Raw genomic sequence first — 17,596 nt, 5'->3', positions numbered from 1 at the left:
CCAGGGATGGCGCACCGCTCGGTGTCCCGCTCGAGGATCAACCCTACCAGACCGGCTGGAGGGCAACCTCTCGAACCTATCCCGCCTCCAGACCCCGGGGCAACCCCTCCGGCCTGGCGACATGGAGAACTTTACACGGGCCGTGAGGGCCCGATCGAGGGGGGTCCCCTTTCGGGATCACCGCAGGTCGGGCGGGGTTTCCCGCCCGACCCACGGCCGTCATCCCGCCGACACGAGCTCCACACCCGCCGTCGTGCGCTTCCCGCGACGGACCACGAGCCACCGGCCGTGCAGCAGATCGGCCTCCGCCGGCGTCCAGTCCTCGGCCTCGACCTTGGTGTTGTTGACGTACGCCCCGCCCTCCGCGACGGTCCGGCGCGCGGCCCCCCGTCCCGTGGCCAGCCCCGTGTCCACCAGCAGGTCGACGATGGTCGGGTGGGCCGTCCGCGCCACGGTCGCCGACGGGACCTCGGCCAGTGCGGCGGCGAGCGTGGGAGCGTCCAGGTCCCGGAGCTCGCCCCGCCCGAACAGGGCCCGACTCGCGGCCTGGACGCGGACCACCTCCTCCGGGCCGTGCACCAGGGTCGTCACCGACTCGGCGAGCGCCTGTTGGGCGGCGCGGGCCTGCGGGCGCTCCGCGGTCTGCCGTTCCAGGTCCTCGATCTCCTCGTGCGACCGCCACGTGAACGCCCGCAGGTACTCGCCGACCTTGGCGTCCTCGGCGTTGATCCAGAACTGGTAGAAGGCGTACGGGCTCGTCAGCGCGGCGTCGAGCCACACGGTGCCGCCCTCGGTCTTGCCGAACTTCGACCCGTCGGCCTTGGTGATCAGAGGTGTGCCCAGGGCGTGCACCGAGCGGCCCTCGACGCGGTGGATCAGGTCGATCCCCGCGGTGAGGTTCCCCCACTGGTCGCTGCCCCCGGTCTGGATGGTGCAGCCGTAGCGGCGGAAGAGCTCGAGGAAGTCATAGGACTGCAGGATCTGGTAGGAGAACTCGGCGTAGCTGATGCCCTCGTCGGACTCCATGCGCCGGCTCACCGCCTCCTTCGCGAGCATGCGGCCCACCCGGAAGTGCTTGCCCAGGTCACGCAGGAAGTCCAGCGCCGAGACACCCTCGGTCCAGTCCAGGTTGTTGACGAGCAGGGCGGCGTTCCCGCCCGTGAAGTCCAGGAACGGACGCAGCTGGGCGCCGATCTTCTCGACCCAGCTCGCGACGACCTCCCGGTCGTTCAGCGTCCGCTCGGAGGTCGGCTTCGGGTCGCCGATGAGGCCGGTGGCGCCGCCGACCAGGGCGATGGGCCGGTGCCCGGCCTGCTGGAAGCGGGCGAGGGTCAGCCACTGCAGGAGGTGGCCGATGTGGGCGCTGGGCGCCGTCGGGTCGATCCCGGAATACAGGGTGACCGTGCCCGCGTCGAGGTCGCGCCGCAGCGCGTCGAGGTCGGTGCTCTGGGCGATCAGCCCTCGCCAGGCGAGGTCGTCGAGGACGTGGGGTGCGGTCACGGCGCCCATTGTGGCGCGTGGGCCCGCCTACCAGTCGACACCGTCCTGGCGAGGGCGTCCCGCCTTGTACGGCGTCACCGCACGGGAGCCGTCGACCCACAGTCGCCACGGGCGTTGCTGGCCCGCGGCGACACCGACGCGGGGCCCACGCCGGACCGCCTCGTCGGGAACCTCCCGTCCGCGTTCCAGGCGCACCGGGGATGCGGGGTCGAGCACGTCGGTCCCGTCGTGCTCGCGGACGAGCCCCAGCAGCGTGCACAGCCGCGCCGGACCACGGGCCAGCTCCGCGTCGCGGCCCCGCGCCGTCGGTCGCCGGACGTGCGCGAGAGCCCGGTCGGAGAGCACCTCGCCGGCGCGGAGCAGGACCGCGCCGGGCTCCCCGTCGCCCCGCGCGACGACGTTCGCGCAGAAGTGCATGCCGTAGACGAAGTACACGTAGAGGTGTCCGGCCGGGCCCCACATCACGTCGTTGCGCGGGGTGCGTCCGCGGTAGCAGTGCGAGCCGGGGTCGTCGTCGCCGCGGTAGGCCTCGACCTCGACGATGCGCACCCGGACCTCGCCCTCGGGGGTGTCCGACACCAGCTCGTGGCCCAGCAGGCGCCGAGCCGCCTCGAGCGGCTCGACGGCGAGCTCGGCCCGCGTGAGGAGCTCGCTCACCGCCGGTCGATCGGCCGCGCCGCCCACGCCCGGGCCTCGATGACGGCGCCGACGACGCGGTCGTACTGCTCCGCGACCCGCGCCGGGGCGGTCCCGCCGTGCGCGTCGCGCGAGGCGATCGACCCGGCGACCGTGAGCACGTTGCGGACGTGCGGGGTCAGGGCCGGGTCGCAGCCGGCGAGCTCGTCGTCGGTCAGCTCGTCCAGGCCGACGCCGCGCGCTTCGGCGGCCCGCACGCAGGCGCCGGCGGCCTCGTGGGCCCGTCGGAACGGCACCCCCCGGCGCACCAGCCACTCCGCGATGTCGGTGGCCAGGCTGAAGCCCGCCGGGGCCAGCTCGGCCAGCCGTCCGGTGTGGATGGTCAGCGTGCGGATCATGCCCGCCATCGCGGGGAGCACCATCGCCAGCTGGGCGGCCGAGTCGAACAGCGGCTCCTTGTCCTCCTGGAGGTCGCGGTTGTAGGCGAGCGGCAGGGCCTTGAGCGTGGTCATCAGGCCCGCGAGGTTGCCGACGAGCCGGCCCGCCTTCCCGCGCGCGAGCTCCGCGACGTCGGGGTTCTTCTTCTGCGGCATGATCGACGAGCCGGTCGACCAGGCGTCGTCCAGCGTCACGTACCCGAACTCCGCAGTGGCCCAGAGGATCAGCTCCTCCGCGATGCGGGACAGGTCCACGGCCACCATCGCCAGCACGAAGGCGCCCTCGGCGGCGAGGTCGCGGGAGGCCGTCCCGTCGATGGAGTTGTCGACCGCGTCGCGGAACCCCAGGTCGCGGGCGACCGCGGCCGGGTCGAGGCCGAGCGACGTGCCGGCGAGCGCCCCCGACCCGTAGGGCGAGAGCCCGAGGCGGCGGTCGAGGTCGCGGCAGCGCTCGACGTCGCGGAGCAGGGCCTGCGCGTGGGCACCGAGGTGGTGGGCGAGCAGCACGGGCTGCGCGTGCTGGAGGTGCGTGCGGCCCGGCATGACCGCCTCCGGGTGGGCCCGGCCCTGCCCGACGAGCGCGTCCACCACGTCGCAGACGCCGCGGGCGAGCTCCCGGAGCCGGTCGCGCAGCCACATCCGCAGCTGTGTGGCGATCTGGTCGTTGCGGGAGCGCCCGGCGCGCAGCTTCCCGCCGAGGTCCGGGCCGACCCGCTCGATGAGCCCGCGCTCCAGCGCGGTGTGCACGTCCTCGTCGGCCTCGGCCGCGACGAAGGCCCCGCTCGCGACGTCGTCCTCCAGCCGGGCCAGCCCGTCCAGCATCCCGGCGAGCTCGGCCTCGTCGAGCAGCCCGGCGCCGTGGAGCACCCGGGCGTGCGCGCGCGAGCCCGCAATGTCGTACGGAGCGAGGACCCAGTCGAACTGGGTGGACTTCGACAGGGCCGCCATGACGGCGTCCGGCCCCGAGGAGAACCGCCCGCCCCACAGCGCCGCGCCCGATCCCGCCGTCACCGAAGGTCCTCCTCGTCCTGCTGTGGGCGTCGTGCGGTGGACCGGGCGCCGAGGTTCGTGAGCAGCGCGGCGAGCCCGGCGCCGTCGAGCGGTTCCCGGGCGACCACGAGGACGGTGTCGTCCCCGGCGATCGTCCCGACCACCTCCGCCAGCGCCGCCCGGTCCATGGCGCTCGCGAGGTAGTGCGCCCCGCCCGGCGGCGTCCGCAGCACCGCCAGGTTGGCGGAGTGGTCGGCCGACACGAGCAGCTCCGCGAGCAGCCGGGACAGTCTGTCGGTGCCCCCCGTGACCCCGCGCACCGGGCTCCCGTCGTCGGGGACCACGTAGCGGCCGGCGCCGCCGTCGGCCCCCCGCAGCTTGACCGCCCCGAGCTCGTCCAGGTCGCGCGACAGCGTCGCCTGCGTGACCTCGACGCCCTCCCGGCCCAGCATCGCGGCGAGCTCGCCCTGGCTGTGCACCTCGCGGGTGCTGATCAGCTCGACGATGCGGGCCTGGCGGGAGGCGCGGCTGGTGACCGGGCGCAGCCGCTCGAGACGCTCGCGGGCGATCCGGGGGTCGGGCACGGGCTCGGACGCCGGCCCGTGCTCGGTGCCGACCGCCTCGTCGGCCGGGGTCATCGCTCCAGCAGCCAGGTCAGCAGGGCCTTCTGCGCGTGCAGCCGATTCTCCGCCTCGTCCCACACCGCGGACGTCGGGCCGTCCAGCAGCTCCGCGGTGATCTCGTCGCCGCGGTGGGCGGGCAGGCAGTGCAGCACCGTGGCGTCCGGGGCCGCCCCGGCGAGCAGCTCGTCGTCGATGCGGCAGGGCCGGAAGGGCGCGACCCGGTCGAGGCCGTCCTCCTCCTGTCCCATCGAGGTCCACGTGTCGGTGACCAGCACCTCGGCGCCCGCCGCGGCCTCCAGCGCCGCCGCCCGGCTGCCCACCATGACGGCCGTCGCCGAGCCCCCGGTGTCGGCCGCCCGGGTCCGCGCGTCGGCCAGCACGGCCGGGTCGGGGTGGAAGCCCTCCGGCGAGGCGATCCGCACGTGCATCCCGGCGGTGGCGCCGCCGAGCAGCAACGAGTGCGCCATGTTGTTCGCCCCGTCTCCCAGGTAGGTCAGGGTGAGCCCGGCCGTGCGCCCCTGCCGCTCCACGATCGTCTGCAGGTCGGCCAGGACCTGGCAGGGGTGGAAGCCGTCGGTGAGGGCGTTGACCACCGGCACGCCCGCGTGCGCGGCCATCTCCTGGATCCGCTCGTCGGCCCCGGTGCGCCAGACGATCGCGTCGACGTAGCGCGAGAGCACCCGGGCCGTGTCGGCGATGCTCTCGCCCCGGCCGAGCTGGGCGTCCCGGCCGTCGATCACGACCGGGGTGCCGCCGAGGGCGGCGATGCCGACCTGGAACGAGACCCGGGTGCGCGTCGACGGCTTGTCGAAGATCACCGCGACCGCACGGGGTCCCGCGAGCGGCCGGTGCCCGTACGGGTCGGCCTTGATCGCGGCCGCGAGATCGAGGACCTCGGCCTGCTCGGCCGGGGAGAGGTCGTCGTCGCGCAACAGGTGGCGCGGGCCGGGGCGGGCCGGACCGCCGACGGCGGCGCCTCCGCCGGCCGCGAGGGACGGGGCGCTCACGACGAGCCCTCCGCGGCCGCCGCTCCCCGGGTCAGGGCGTCGGGCAGAGCCGCGAGGAACCCGTCGACCTGCTCGTCGGTGACGACCGCGGGTGGGGCGAGGCGGACCCGTCCCGGCACGGCGCCGTTGATCAGGTACCCGGACTCGAGCGCGGCCGCGGTGACCTGGGGGGACGCGGGCGTGGTGAGCGCGACGCCGAGCAGCAGCCCGGCGGCGTCGACGTGGTCGACCAGCGGATGGTCGAGTTCCTCGATCCGGGCTCCGAGGTCCTTGCCGAGGGTGTCCGCCCGGTCGAGCAGGCCCTCGGCGACGATGGTGTCCAGGACCGCGAGCGCCGCGGCGCAGCACACGGGGTTGCCGCCGAACGTGGTGCCGTGCTGGCCGACGCCGAGCAGGTCGGCGGCCGGACCGATGCCGATGCAGGACCCGAGCGGCAGGCCGCCGCCCAGGCCCTTCGCCAGGGTCACGACGTCGGGGACGATGCCGGCGCGCTGGTGGGCGAACCACACGCCGGTGCGCCCGATGCCGGTCTGCACCTCGTCGACGACGAGCAGCGCGCCCGCGGCGGTGGTGATCTCGCGGGCGGCCTGCAGGTAGCCCTCGGGCGGGATGATGACGCCGGCCTCGCCCTGGATGGGCTCGAGGACCACCGCGGCCGTGTCGCCGTCGACGGCGGCCCGCAGGGCCTCGACGTCGCCGTAGGGCACGAACTGCACGCCCGGGGGCATCGGCTCGAACGGCTCGCGCTTCGCGGGCTGCCCGGTCAGGGCCAGGGCGCCCATGGTGCGGCCGTGGAAGCCGCCCTCGGCGGACACGATCTTCGAGCGGCCCGTCCGCCGGGCGATCTTGAAGGCCGCCTCGTTCGCCTCGGCGCCCGAGTTGCACATCAGGACCCGGCCGCCGGGCGCGCCCAACAGCTCGAGCAGCCGCTCGGCCAGCTCGACCGTGCGCGGATTGATCACCAGGTTCGACGTGTGGCCGAGGGTGCCGACCTGCCGGGTCACGGCCTCGACGACCGCGGGGTGGGCGTGCCCGAGCAGGTTCACCGCGATCCCGCCCAGCAGGTCGAGGTACTCGCGTCCGTCGGCGTCCCAGACGCGGGCGCCCTCGCCCCGGACGAGGTCGATCGGCGGGGTCCCGTAGTTCCCCATCATCGTCTCCGACCAGCGGCGGCGGAGGTCCTCACCGGTGGGTGCTGACGTGGTCATGCGGGACCTCCTCCGGGTTCCTCGGCGGGGACGACCATCGTCCCGACGCCCTTGCTGGTGAAGACCTCGAGCAGGACCGAGTGCGCCACCCGGCCGTCGATGACGTGCGCGCGGGGCACGCCGCCCAGGACCGCCCGCAGGCAGGCCTCCATCTTGGGGATCATGCCGCTCGCGAGCCCGGGCAGGAGCCCGGCGAGCTCGTCCGCGCCGATCTCGGTGCGCAGGCTCGCGCGGTCGGGCCAGTCGGTGTAGAGCCCCTCGACGTCGGTGAGGACGACGAGCTTGCGAGCGCCGAGCGCGACCGCCAGCGCGCCCGCGGCGGTGTCGGCGTTGACGTTGTGCACCACACCGTCGGCGTCAGGGGCGACGGTGGAGATCACCGGGATGCGCCCCCCGGCCACCAGGTCCAGCACGGCGGCGGGATTGACGGCCACGACGTCCCCGACCAGCCCCACGTCGACCTGTTCGCCGTCCACCGTGGCGGTGCGCCGGGCCGCGGTGAACAGCTGCGCGTCCTCCCCCGACATGCCGACGGCGAGCGGTCCGTGAGCGTTGACCAGGCCGACCAGCTCCCGGCCGACCTGCCCGACCAGCACCATCCGCACCACGTCCATCGTCTCGGGCGTGGTCACCCGCAGGCCGCCGCGGAACTCGCCGTCCATGCCCAGCCGGCCGAGCATCGCGGAGATCTGCGGGCCGCCCCCGTGCACGACGACCGGGCGGATCCCGGCGAGGCGCAGGAAGACCATGTCCTCGGCGAAGGCGCGGCGCAGCTCGTCGTCGACCATGGCGTTGCCGCCGTACTTGACGACGACGATCGCGCCCTGGAACTCCCGCAGCCACGGCAGCGCCTCGGCCAGCACCGCGGCCTTGGCCTGGGCCTCCTCGTGCGAGGTGGTGGCCGACCTCATGACGAGTACGCGCTGTTCTCTTCGACGTAGGCGTGGGACAGGTCGGTGGTGAGCACCGTCGCGGTCCCGGCGCCCAGCCCGAGGTCGACCCGGACGTCGACGTCCCGGCCGGAGAGGTCGGCCGCCGACCGGTCGCCCACCGCGGCCGCGGCGGCGCAGAGCAGGACCCCGTTCACGGTCACCGACAGCGTCTCCGGCTCGACCCGGGCCTCGGCGGCCCCGACCGCGGCCGCGATCCGGCCCCAGTTCGGGTCGGAGCCGAAGAGCGCGGTCTTGACCAGGCTGTCGCGGGCCACCGCGCGGGCGGCCACGAGCGCCTCGGCGTCCGACACCGCGCCGCTGACGGTCACGGCGATCCGCTTGGTGACGCCCTCGGCGTCGGCCTGCAGCCCGCGGGCGAGCTCCGCGCACACCTCACGCAGCTCGCCGGCGAAGGTCTCCTCGTCGGGTGTCACCCCGGAGGCACCGGAGGCCAGCAGGAGCACCGTGTCGTTGGTGCTCGTGGAACCGTCGATGTCGAGCCGGTCGAACGTGGTCGCGGTGGCCGCGCGCAGCGCCCGGTCGGCGGCGTCGGCGTCGAGGACGGCATCGGTGGTGACGACCACGAGCATCGTCGCGAGGCTGGGCGCCATCATGCCCGCGCCCTTGGCGAACCCGCCGACGGTCCAGCCGTCGCGGGACCGGGCGGCCTGCTTGTCGACGGTGTCGGTGGTGAGGACGGCCGTGGCCGCCCGCGAGCCGGCCGCGGCGTCGTCGGAGAGCGCGCCCGCGGCGTCGTCGACCCCGGCGAGCAGCGAGTCGATCGGCAGCCGCACCCCGATCAGGCCGGTGGAGCACACCGCCACCTCGACCGCGCCGCACCCGAGGACCTGCGCGACCTTCTCGGCCGTGTGGTGGGTGTCGGCGAACCCGTCCGGGCCGGTGCACGCGTTCGCGCCGCCGGCGTTGAGGACCACGGCCCGCAGCGAGCGCTCGCGCAGCACCTGCCGGGACCACAGCACCGGCGCGGCCTGGACCTGGTTGCGGGTGAAGACGCCGGCCGCCGTGGTGGACGGGCCGTCGTTCACCACGAGCGCGAGATCGGGGCGCTCGCCGTGGGCCCGCAGGCCGGCCCGGACGCCGGCGGCCCGGAAGCCGGCGGCGGCGGTGACGCTCACGGGGCCAGCCCGGCGACGGGGAGCCCGAGGGTCTCCTCGAGCCCGAGGGCCACGTTCACCGACTGGAACGCCCCGCCGGCGGTGCCCTTGGTGAGGTTGTCGATCACGGCGGTGGCGACCAGGCGCCCCGCGTCGGCGTCGACCTCCACCTGGACCTGCACCACGTTCGCGCCCACCACGCTCTTCGTGGCGGGCTGGGCGCCGTCGGGCAGCAGGTGGACGAACGGCTCCGCGGCGTAGGCCTTCGCGTAGGCCTCGCGCACCTGGGCCGCGTCGACCCCGGCGTCGGCGAGCGGCGCGCTGGCCACCGCGAGGATCCCGCGCGGCATCGGCGCGAGGACCGGGGTGAACGACACCCGGACCGGGCCGGCGCCGAGGACGGAGAGGTTCTGCACGATCTCCGGGGTGTGGCGGTGGGCGCCGCCGACCCCGTAGGCCGTCGCCGAGCCCATGACCTCGGACCCGAGCAGGTGCGGCTTGGCGGACCGGCCGGCGCCGGAGGTGCCGGAGAAGGCGACGACGCTCACCTCGGGGGCCACGAGGCCGGACGCCACCGCGGGCAGCGCGGCGAGGGTCGCCGTGGTCGGGTAGCAGCCCGGCACCGCGATCCGGCGGCTGCCGCGCAGCGCCTCCCGCGCGCCGGGCAGCTCCGGGAGGCCGTAGGGCCAGTGACCGGCGTGCTCCCCGCCGTACCAGCGCTGCCAGGCCGCCGCGTCGTGCAGCCGGTGGTCCGCCCCGCAGTCGACGATCAGCACGTCGTCCGGGAGCCGGGCGGCGAGCTCCGCCGACCGCCCGTGCGGCAGGGCCAGGAAGACGACGTCGTGCCCCGCGAGCGCCTCCGGCGTGGTCTCCACGATCGGGCGGTCGGCCAGGGTCGACAGGTGCGGCTGGTGCGCACCGAGCAGACTGCCCGCGGAGTCCCCCGCGGTCAGCGCCCCGATCTCCACCTCGGGATGACCGAGCGCCAGCCGCAGGAGCTCACCTCCCACGTACCCGCTCGCCCCGGCCACCGCGATCCGCATGCGAATGACTATGCACGATCACGGAAGACCATGCAACGGATCAGCGGAAGTCGTGCCGCCCGGTGCTCAGCTGCGACAGCGCGGGCTGGTCGCCGGTGGCCGGCCCGGTCCGCCGCCCGCTCGGCACCCCGACCCGGCCGGGGCGGGTGAAGGTCAGCGACGGGAACGACGGGTGCGGTTCGCGCAGCGTCGGGCCGTCGATGACCGCCGGGTCGACCACCGTCCGCGGGGCGGGGGCCACCGGCTGCTCGGTCTGCTCGTGCCGCTCGTGCTGCTCGGCGGGCGCGCTCGCGGCGACCTCCGGGTCCCCGTCGCCGCGCCGCGGGGAGGGGACCACGGCCCCCGTCGCCACGGGATCGCGGCCGAGCACCGCGGCGGCGAACCAGTCGAGGACGATCCGCGCCTTGCGCTCGGCCGTGGGCATGGCCCAGAGGTGGTAGGCGCGGTGCAGCGCGTAGGCCGGCCAGCCCATGATGCGCACGCCGCGGATCTCGGCGACCCCGCGGCGCCGGCCCAGGCCGGCGACGACGCCGGCCGAGGCGTGGTGGTAGGGCTGCAGCGGGCGGCCGCCCAGGTACGCGACGACGTTGCCGGCCAGGACGCGCGCCTGGCGCACCGCGTGCTGCGCGGTCGGCGCCGTGAGCACCTGCGGGTTCTCGTCCGCGAGCAGGGCGCCGCGGGCGAGGTCGGGTACGGCCGCGCCGTCGCCGGCCGCGAAGACGTGCGTCCGGCCGATCACCTGCAGCATCGCGGTGCACCGGACCTTGCCGGTGCGCTCCAACGGCAGGTCGGTCCGCTCGAGCAGGGGGTTGGGGCGCGTGCCGGCGGCCACCACGACGGTGTCGGTGGGCACGAGGGTGCCGTCCGCGAGCCTGACGACGCCGCCCTCGGCGGAGACCAGCCCGGCGCCGACCCGGACCTCGACCCCGCGCCGGGCGAGCTTGCCGTGCACGCGGGCGGCGGTCGCCTCGGTGACCTCCGGCATGATCCGCTTCGAGGCCTCGACCAGGACCCAGCGCATCTCGGCCGGGTCCACCCCGACCTGCTTGCCGGCCCGCCGGGCGAGGTCCTCGATCTCGCCGAGCGCCTCCACCCCCGCGAACCCGCCGCCGATGACGACGAAGGTCAGCAGCCGGGCGCGGCGCGCGGCCTCGTCGGGCGAGCCCGGCACGACGGAGGCGGCGGCGTCGAGGCGGGAGAGCACGTGGTCGCGCAGCGCGGTCGCGTCGCCGACGGTGCGGAACGTCAGCGCGCATTCCGACAGGCCCGGCACCGGGAGCTCGCGGGCCACCGCGCCCGGGGCGACCACGAGGACGTCGTAGGGGATCTCGGTGGCGGACCCGTCGGCGAGCGCGACGACCGCGCGACGGCGGGCGTCGTCCACCGCGACCACGGACCCGGTCACCACGTCGCAGCGGTCCAGGACCCGCCGCAGCGACACCGTCAGGTGCCGCGGGGCGATCGAGCCGCCCGCCGCCTCGGGCAGGAAGGGCTGGTAGGTCATGTGCGGCTGCGGGTCGACGACCGTGATCGACCCGACCGGCGTGGACGCCCGGTCGCGCGCCCCGCTGCGGCGCCCGCGGTGGCGCCCGTCGCCGGACTGCCCGAGGCGGGCCTGCAGGGCCCGCGCGGCGACCAGGCCGACGTAGCCGCCGCCGACGACCAGCACACGGGCGCCCGGGACGAAGTCCCCGGTCGCCGGGGCGCCCCACTCCGCGGGGCCGCGCAGCGCGCCGGGACCGCGGAACACGGTGCCGCCGGCCAGGGCGATCCCGCCGGCGAGGGCGACGACGCCCAGCCCGAGCGCGAGCCACGGCCCGACGAGGCCCGCGGCCGCGAGGCCCGCGATCACGCCGGGGCCGGCGAGGACACCGAGGACGGTCAGCAGGCGGGCCGCCGCGCGCGGGCGGCGGCCGGTCGGGGACCACTGGGGCGGCACGTCGGAGGCGTGCGGGTACTGCGACATCACGGCGGGCTCTCCTGTCGGGGGCAGGAACGCGGGGCGGCGCACCACCGACCGGGCGGGGCCCGGGGGGAGCCGGTGGGACCGGGCGCTCACGCTAGGCACACGGTCGTGCGCGGGGCGCGGATCTGAGAACGGCGCCGGTGGACGCCGCCCGGCGCCGCCGACCCCGCGCCCAAGGGCACCTCCCTGCTCCGTGCGGAGCAACGGTTTGCCGCGCGCGCGCCGACCACCTCTCAGGAATCGCCCGCCAGCCACGTCGGGCCGTCCGCCGAGGAGAGCAGCACCTCGCGGAGATCCCGCTTGAGGACCTTGCCCGCGGCCGACATCGGCAGCGCGTCCACGACGAACACCCGCCGGAGCCGCTCGTAGGGCCGGACCTCGGCGTTGACGGCCGCGAGGAGCCCGGCCACCGCGTCGGGCCCGGACCCCGCCGACAGCACCACGGCCGCCGTCGGGAACTCCCCGACGGCGTCGTCCGGCAGCCCCACCACGGCCGCCGTCGCGACCTCGGGCCGGGCGACGAGGCGCTCCTCGAGCTCCCGCGGGTACACGTTGTAGCCCTTGAACAGCAGCATGTCCTTCGCGCGGTCGACCACGGAGACCAGGCCGTCCTCCCCGACGACCCCGATGTCGCCGGTGCGCAGCCAGCCGTCGACGAGCGCCTCCGCGGTCTCGTCGGGCCGCTCGTGGTAGCTCCGCATCACCTGTGGCCCCCGGGCCCAGATCTCGCCGCGCTCCCCCACCCCGACCGGCTCGTCGCCGGGGCGCCCGGTCCCGACCTCGAGCAGCGCGAGCTCGGTGTTCGCGATCGGGGCGCCCACCGTGCCGATCCGGCGGTGCGCCGAGCGCTCCGACGGCGAGGTGCACAGCGCCATCGTGGCCTCCGTGAGCCCGTAGCCCTCGAGCACGATCGCGTTCGGCATCAGGGCGGCGATCCGTTCGGCCTGCGCGACCGCCATCGGGCTCGCGCCCGAGGTCACCGACCGCACGCTGCTCAGGTCGCGCGTGCGTGCGTCGGGGTGGGCGAGCAGCGCGTGGTACATCGCGGGGGCCCCGGACAGCGTCGTGGCGCGGTGCCGCTCGACGTCCGCGAGGTAGGCGGCCGGGTCGAAGCGGTCCTGCACGACGGCCGTCGCGCCGGTGACCAGCCCGATCGTCAGCCCGTTGGTGCCCATCGCGTGGAACCACGGGGCGACCGCGAGCGAGACCGCCTCGCCGAGCCGGACCGGGTGCTCCTCGGGCGGGGAGGTCTGCTCCACGGTGATCCCGCCGTGCACGTCCGGGGCGGGCACGGCGCCGGAGCCGGAGGCGATGTACTGGAGGACGTTCGCGACGACGTTCGCGTGCGTGAGCTCGACGCCCTTCGACCGCCCCGTCGTGCCGCCGGTGTAGGCCAGGTGCGCGAGGGCGACGGTCGGGTCGAGGTCGATCTCGGGCGGCGCGTCGGCCGGATCCGTGGGCAGGTCCAGCGTGCGCCCGTCGGTGGCGATGACGTCGGGCAGGGTCGGGTCGCGGCTGATCACGGCGACGACGCCGGCGTCGTCGAGCTGGGACCGGAGCAGCTCGGCGGGGAGGGCGGGGCTCGCGAGCGCGACGGTGGCCCCGGCCAGCAGGATCCCGTGGTAGGCGACCGGCCAGGCCAGCTGGTTGGGCAGGTGCAGCCCGACGGCGTCGCCCGGCCGGACCCCGCGCGCGACGAGGGCGTGGGCGACCGCGCACGCCTCCGCCCACAGGCCGCGGAAGGTCAGGGTCTCCTCGTGGTGGACCAGGGCGGGCCGGTCGCCGTAGCGGCGGGCGGCCGCGTCGAGCAGGGCCCCGACCGGGACGACGGGGAGGTCGATCGTGATCGGGGAGCGCAGCGTCGTCAGGATCCCGCAGTCTGCCCCTCCGGGGCGCCGAAGAGCTCCCGTTCCACCCGGCGGTTGCGGCCGGTGCCCTGCCAGCTCCACGTCCCCACCACCCGGCCGCCCCGGACCACGGTGGGCCGGAAGATGCCGTTGTTGCCGGGGACGATCCGCTCGAGATGGGCAGGGTCGAGGACGTGCGAGCGGTCGGCGTAGCCCAGGACGAACTCGTCGAAGCCCGGCAGCAGGAGTTCCTCGGGGACGCCGGCTGCGGCGAGGCGGTCCGGCAGCTCCGGGTCGTGCAGGAGGCCGTCGGTCTCGGCGAGGTCGGCGCGGGCGCCCTCGATCGCCGTCGTCACGTCGGCGGCGGGGAGCCCGGACCAGCGGGCGAAGTCCTTGCGGTGGGCGGGCCCGTGGGAGCGGAAGTACCGGCGCGCCCACTCGGCCAGGGCCTCGTCGCGATCGAGCCGCCGCGGCTGCGGCACCCACTCGGCGAGCAGGACGAACGCCTGCTCCTGTCTCGATGGTCGAGCTCCGCTGCGCTCCGTCTCCTTCGGGGACACGAACGGCCCCTGGACCAGCAGCCCGCGCTGGCACAGCACGCTCAGCGCGTGGTAGGCGCGGGAGGAGGTCAGGTCGAGACCGGCCGCGGCCCAGGCCTCGCTCATCCCGGCACGCGTCCGGCGCCCGCCGCCGCGCAGGACCTCGGCCGCGACCTCCCCCGCCCGCTCGAGCGTGGCCTCGGACAGCCCGAGCCCCGCCCGGCGCTTCGCCGCCGCGGCGAGCGGGCGCGGCGTGCCGAGCGGGAGCATCCAGGCCAGGTCCTCGGCCGCGACGACGTGCAGGGTTCCGCGCATCGGCCACGAGCGGACGATCCTCCCGTCGTCGAACGCGGCCCGGACCTCGTCCTCGCTCCCCGAGCTCGTGCGCAGCGCGATCGAGGACAGCACGCCCGGCAGGTCCTGGCCCTGGGCGCAGCCGAGCCAGGCCGCGGCGTCGTGGGGGGTCGCCGCGCGCTCGCCCACCAGGCGCATCGCGACGAGCCGCGCCGGACCGACCGTGTTCTCCACGACCCGGATCCTGGCAGCATCCCCGTCCATGACCTACTGCGTCGCCGACTACCTCGCCGACCGCCTCGCCGAGGTCGGCGTCGAGCACGTGTTCGGCGTCCCCGGGGACTACAACCTCGCGATGCTCGACCACGTCGTCGGCCACGAGCGGCTGCGGTGGGTCGGGTGCGCCAACGAGCTCGACGCGGGCTACGCCGCCGACGGGTACGGCCGGCTGCGCGGGATGGCGGCCCTCGCGACCGCGTTCGGCGTCGGCGAGCTGTCCGCGATCAACGCGGTGGCGGGCAGCTTCGCCGAGCACGTCCCCGTGGTGCACGTGGTCGGGGCGCCGTCCACCGACCACCAGTCGGCGCACCGGATGGTCCACCACTCCCTGGGTGACGGGGACTTCACGCACTTCATGACGATGCACGAGGGCATCACCTGCGCGCGGGCGGCGCTGACGGTGCCGAACGCCCGCACGGAGATCGACCGGGTGGTGGCCGCCGTGCGTGACCAGCACCTCCCCGGCTACCTCCTGGTCCCCACCGACGTGTCCGCCGCTCCCGTCGACCCGCCGTCGGGACCGCTCCCGGCCCCGGTGGACTACACCGACCCGGAGGCGCTGGAGGGGTTCGTCGACGCGGCCCGGACGCTGCTCGCACGGGCGGGGTCGATCGACCACGTCGCCCTGCTCGCGGGCCTGCTCACCCACCGGGTGGGCGGCCGCGAGGTCCTGGCACGGCTGATCGACGCCGGGCCGCTGCGGCACGCGACCGACGTGTGGGCCAAGAGCCTCGTCGACGAGAGCGTGGACCACTTCGTCGGGACCTACGCGGGCGCCGCGAGCCCGGAGGAGGTGCGCGCGACCGTGGAGGACGCCGGGGCCCTCATCGTGTCCGGCGTCTACTTCACCGACCTGACCAGCGGGTTCTTCACGCAGCGCATCACGCGGTCGCGGACGATCGAGCTGGCCGCCCGCACGGCGAGCGTCGGGGCCGCGACCTTCTCGCCGGTGGAGCTCCCCACCGCCCTGGCCGCCCTCGTGCCGCTGGTGGCCGAGCTCGCGGGGCGCTCCCCCGGCACCCCGCGCGTCCCGGCCCCGGAGGTCACGCTGCCGGCGCCCGCGGACGACGAGCCGCTGTCGCAGGACGCGCTCTGGAGCGAGGTCGCCGGGTTCCTGCGCGAGGGCGACGTCGTCCTGGCCGACCAGGGCACGTCGTTCTACGGCGCGTCGACCCACCGGCTGCCCGCCGGGGTGGACTTCATCGGGCAGCCGCTGTGGGCCTCGATCGGCTACACGTTGCCCGCGACGCTCGGCGTCGCGCTGGCCCAGCCCGACTCGCGCGGCGTCCTGCTGATCGGCGACGGCGCCGCACAGCTCACGGTCGCCGAGCTGGGGACGATCGTGCGGCAGGGACTGGCGCCGGTGGTCGTCGTCGTGGACAACGACGGCTACACCGTCGAGCGGGCCATCCACGGCCCGGAGGAGCACTACAACGACATCGCCCGCTGGGACTGGACCGCCGCCCCCGCGATGTTCGCCCCGGCGGGCGGCGCGACGGCGTGCCGCGCGGAGACCGTCGGCGAGCTGCGCGCGGCGCTGCGGGCGGCCCGGGAGGACACGTCACGGATGGCGATCGTCCAGGCCGTGGTGCCCCGGGACGACGTCCCGCAGTTGCTGGCCGACCTGACCAAGGCCCTGGGTCAGGCCAACTCGAGGCACTGAGCGAGGAACTCGACGGTGAGGGCGTCGACCTCCCGGGCCGCGGCGGTCTGCGGAGCGGGGTCGACGCCCGGCTCCTCCGCGAGCGCGTGGCCCATGTCGTTGACGACGCGCAGGTCGGCCCGGTTCCCCTGCTCGCGCAGCATGTCGCGCAGTCGGCCCGACGGGTAGAGGAACGCGTCGAGGTCGTCGTCCCCGCCGACGATGCACCGCACCGGCGTGGCGCCGAACTCGTGCGCCCGCCACACCAGGTCCATCCGGTCGGCCACGGCCTCGGACTCCGGCGTCCAGCGGTAGTCCATCCCGAACTGGCGGGCGAGGAGGTCGACGACCGGACGCAGCTGGACCAGCGGGCTGATCAGGACGGCGGCCCGGGCGTCGACCAGCTTCTCGACGACGGCTCCCCCGCCGATCCCCGCACCGGCGGAGCCCCCGACGACGGCGACCGGACCGTCGGCGATGCCGTGCTCCGTGCGCACCTCGTCGAGCAGGCCGGGGAGCTCGGCCAGGGCGCCGGCGTTGATCGCCCCGTGCCCGTTGAGCACCGGCTCGGCGAACATCGCGCCCATGAAGGCGTCCTCCCCCGGGAAGCGCGCGCCGGACAGCGGCAGGCCCGGGTAGAGCTTCCACGCGTCGAGGCCGTCGAGCGGCAGCGCCGCGGCGAACGCCTGCTCGGTCCGCGGGGCGTCCATGAGGTGCCACGCGATGACCAGCGGGGCGTCCGGGCGCCCCGACGACGGCGGGACGAGCACGTGGGGAACGCCGGCGGCGGAGGTGCTGTACATAGTCCAATAGTAGCTGGACGGTGTACAGTTCACAACCGTGAGAACTCCGGGACAGCGGGCCGGGCTGAGCCGGGAGGCCGTCGTGCGGGCCGCGCGCGACGTCCTCGACGAGGGCGCATCGTTGTCCATGCGCGCGGTGGCCGGTCGTCTGGGGGTGGCTCCCAACGCGCTCTACAGCCACGTGGACGGTCGGGACGGACTGCTCGACGCGGTGCTGGACGACCTGCTGGGCGCCCTGCCGCTCGTGGACGGCGCCGACCCGCGGGGCGGGCTCGTCGAGCTGATGACCGCGACCCACGAGCTGCTGCTGGCTCACCCCGGTCTCGTGCCGCACTTCGTGGCACGGCAGGGCTCCCGCGGGCCGAACGCCGTGCGGCTCGGCGAGTCCATGCGGGCACTGCTGGCGCGCGCCGGGATCGACGACGCGGGGGCTCAGGCCACGGCCATCCGGGTGCTCGTGGTGCACGCGATCGGCAACGCGGCCCTCGGGGTGGCCCCGGACGGTGCACCGCTGCCGGCCGACGTCCTGCGCGGCACCTACGCGGCCGGCCTGGCGTGGCTGGTCGACGGCGCGCTGGGGTCACCGCCGGGTCTTGAGCGAAGGGCCCCATCGGTCGACTAGGTCGAGCGAGGGGACCCTTCGCTCGGGTCCGGCCGGCGCGCCGACGCACGGGCGAAGGGCGCCCATGGCCCGTCTATTCGACGGGAGGGGCCCTTCGCTCGAGTCCGGTCGCG

General features: G+C 75.7%; 15 protein-coding genes. 2 read left to right on the top strand and 13 right to left on the bottom strand.

All coding sequences use genetic code 11. The annotated features are described in order from the left end of the window. Positions 1 to 219: 219 nt before the first annotated feature. The 12 genes from tyrS to WCD74_RS28275 form a co-directional block, all read right to left on the bottom strand. Positions 220 to 1,509, bottom strand: coding sequence for a tyrosine--tRNA ligase (gene tyrS, locus WCD74_RS28330; RefSeq protein ID WP_337698268.1), 1,290 nt, complete (start codon positions 1,507 to 1,509; stop codon positions 220 to 222). An 18-nt stretch (positions 1,510 to 1,527) separates the two neighbouring features. Further along, the gene (locus WCD74_RS28325; protein WP_337698267.1) at positions 1,528 to 2,157 is read right to left on the bottom strand and encodes a DNA-3-methyladenine glycosylase; all 630 of its coding nucleotides are present in this window, start codon (positions 2,155 to 2,157) and stop codon (positions 1,528 to 1,530) included. Next, positions 2,154 to 3,584, bottom strand: a complete 1,431-nt coding sequence (gene argH, locus WCD74_RS28320) for an argininosuccinate lyase (protein WP_337698266.1) — start codon at positions 3,582 to 3,584, stop codon at positions 2,154 to 2,156. The genes WCD74_RS28325 and argH overlap by 4 nt, the downstream gene beginning before the upstream one ends. After that, positions 3,581 to 4,201, bottom strand: a complete 621-nt coding sequence (locus tag WCD74_RS28315; RefSeq protein WP_337698265.1) for an arginine repressor — start codon at positions 4,199 to 4,201, stop codon at positions 3,581 to 3,583. The genes argH and WCD74_RS28315 overlap by 4 nt, the downstream gene beginning before the upstream one ends. Continuing rightward, positions 4,198 to 5,121 (bottom strand): ornithine carbamoyltransferase, encoded by a 924-nt coding sequence (gene argF / locus WCD74_RS28310; RefSeq protein ID WP_337698275.1) that lies wholly within the window; start codon positions 5,119 to 5,121, stop codon positions 4,198 to 4,200. Before argF ends, WCD74_RS28315 begins: the two co-directional genes overlap by 4 nt. 68 nt (positions 5,122 to 5,189) lie before the next feature. Beyond that, the gene (locus WCD74_RS28305; protein ID WP_337698264.1) at positions 5,190 to 6,401 is read right to left on the bottom strand and encodes an acetylornithine transaminase; all 1,212 of its coding nucleotides are present in this window, start codon (positions 6,399 to 6,401) and stop codon (positions 5,190 to 5,192) included. Next, positions 6,398 to 7,312: an acetylglutamate kinase gene (gene argB, locus WCD74_RS28300; RefSeq protein ID WP_337698263.1), complete on the bottom strand. Its 915-nt coding sequence runs from the start codon at positions 7,310 to 7,312 to the stop codon at positions 6,398 to 6,400. Before argB ends, WCD74_RS28305 begins: the two co-directional genes overlap by 4 nt. Continuing rightward, positions 7,309 to 8,469, bottom strand: a complete 1,161-nt coding sequence (gene argJ / locus WCD74_RS28295; protein ID WP_337698262.1) for a bifunctional glutamate N-acetyltransferase/amino-acid acetyltransferase ArgJ — start codon at positions 8,467 to 8,469, stop codon at positions 7,309 to 7,311. The genes argB and argJ overlap by 4 nt, the downstream gene beginning before the upstream one ends. Further along, a complete protein-coding gene (gene argC, locus WCD74_RS28290; RefSeq protein ID WP_337698274.1) occupies positions 8,466 to 9,497 on the bottom strand; it encodes an N-acetyl-gamma-glutamyl-phosphate reductase in 1,032 nt (343 codons plus the stop codon). Before argC ends, argJ begins: the two co-directional genes overlap by 4 nt. 34 nt (positions 9,498 to 9,531) lie before the next feature. Continuing rightward, positions 9,532 to 11,550, bottom strand: coding sequence for an NAD(P)/FAD-dependent oxidoreductase (locus WCD74_RS28285; protein ID WP_337698261.1), 2,019 nt, complete (start codon positions 11,548 to 11,550; stop codon positions 9,532 to 9,534). 140 nt (positions 11,551 to 11,690) lie between these two features. Next, the gene (locus WCD74_RS28280) at positions 11,691 to 13,406 is read right to left on the bottom strand and encodes a class I adenylate-forming enzyme family protein (protein ID WP_337698260.1); all 1,716 of its coding nucleotides are present in this window, start codon (positions 13,404 to 13,406) and stop codon (positions 11,691 to 11,693) included. Beyond that, positions 13,322 to 14,371 carry a winged helix DNA-binding domain-containing protein gene (locus tag WCD74_RS28275; RefSeq protein WP_337698259.1) on the bottom strand — a complete coding sequence of 350 codons (1,050 nt, stop codon included), beginning with the start codon at positions 14,369 to 14,371 and terminating at the stop codon, positions 13,322 to 13,324. The genes WCD74_RS28280 and WCD74_RS28275 overlap by 85 nt, the downstream gene beginning before the upstream one ends. Positions 14,372 to 14,399: 28 nt before the next feature. On the opposite strand from WCD74_RS28275, the gene WCD74_RS28270 reads away from it, so the two are divergent. After that, positions 14,400 to 16,079, top strand: a complete 1,680-nt coding sequence (locus tag WCD74_RS28270; RefSeq protein WP_337698258.1) for an alpha-keto acid decarboxylase family protein — start codon at positions 14,400 to 14,402, stop codon at positions 16,077 to 16,079. On the opposite strand, the gene WCD74_RS28265 is transcribed toward WCD74_RS28270, so the two are convergent. Beyond that, positions 16,058 to 16,861 (bottom strand): alpha/beta hydrolase, encoded by an 804-nt coding sequence (locus WCD74_RS28265; RefSeq protein ID WP_337698257.1) that lies wholly within the window; start codon positions 16,859 to 16,861, stop codon positions 16,058 to 16,060. The genes WCD74_RS28270 and WCD74_RS28265 overlap by 22 nt on opposite strands. A gap of 37 nt (positions 16,862 to 16,898) precedes the next feature. Here WCD74_RS28265 and WCD74_RS28260 point away from each other — a divergent pair, with 37 nt between their 5' ends. Next, a complete protein-coding gene (locus tag WCD74_RS28260; RefSeq protein WP_337698256.1) occupies positions 16,899 to 17,483 on the top strand; it encodes a TetR/AcrR family transcriptional regulator in 585 nt (194 codons plus the stop codon). Positions 17,484 to 17,596 lie beyond the last annotated feature (113 nt).

Origin of the sequence: Actinomycetospora aurantiaca (genome assembly GCF_037401875.1) — a bacterium.
Taxonomy (GTDB): domain Bacteria; phylum Actinomycetota; class Actinomycetes; order Mycobacteriales; family Pseudonocardiaceae; genus Actinomycetospora; species Actinomycetospora aurantiaca.
This window is presented reverse-complemented; position numbering and strand designations above follow the sequence as displayed.

Bases quoted from the DNA above. Each gene is read 5' to 3' on its own strand.
- tyrS (WP_337698268.1), bottom strand. From the start codon at position 1,509: ATGGGCGCCGTGACCGCACCCCACGTCCTCGACGACCTCGCCTGGCGA.
- WCD74_RS28315 (WP_337698265.1), bottom strand. From the start codon at position 4,201: ATGACCCCGGCCGACGAGGCGGTCGGCACCGAGCACGGGCCGGCGTCC.
- WCD74_RS28305 (WP_337698264.1), bottom strand. From the start codon at position 6,401: ATGACCACGTCAGCACCCACCGGTGAGGACCTCCGCCGCCGCTGGTCG.
- argB (WP_337698263.1), bottom strand. From the start codon at position 7,312: ATGAGGTCGGCCACCACCTCGCACGAGGAGGCCCAGGCCAAGGCCGCG.
- WCD74_RS28270 (WP_337698258.1), top strand. From the start codon at position 14,400: ATGACCTACTGCGTCGCCGACTACCTCGCCGACCGCCTCGCCGAGGTC.
- WCD74_RS28265 (WP_337698257.1), bottom strand. From the start codon at position 16,861: ATGTACAGCACCTCCGCCGCCGGCGTTCCCCACGTGCTCGTCCCGCCG.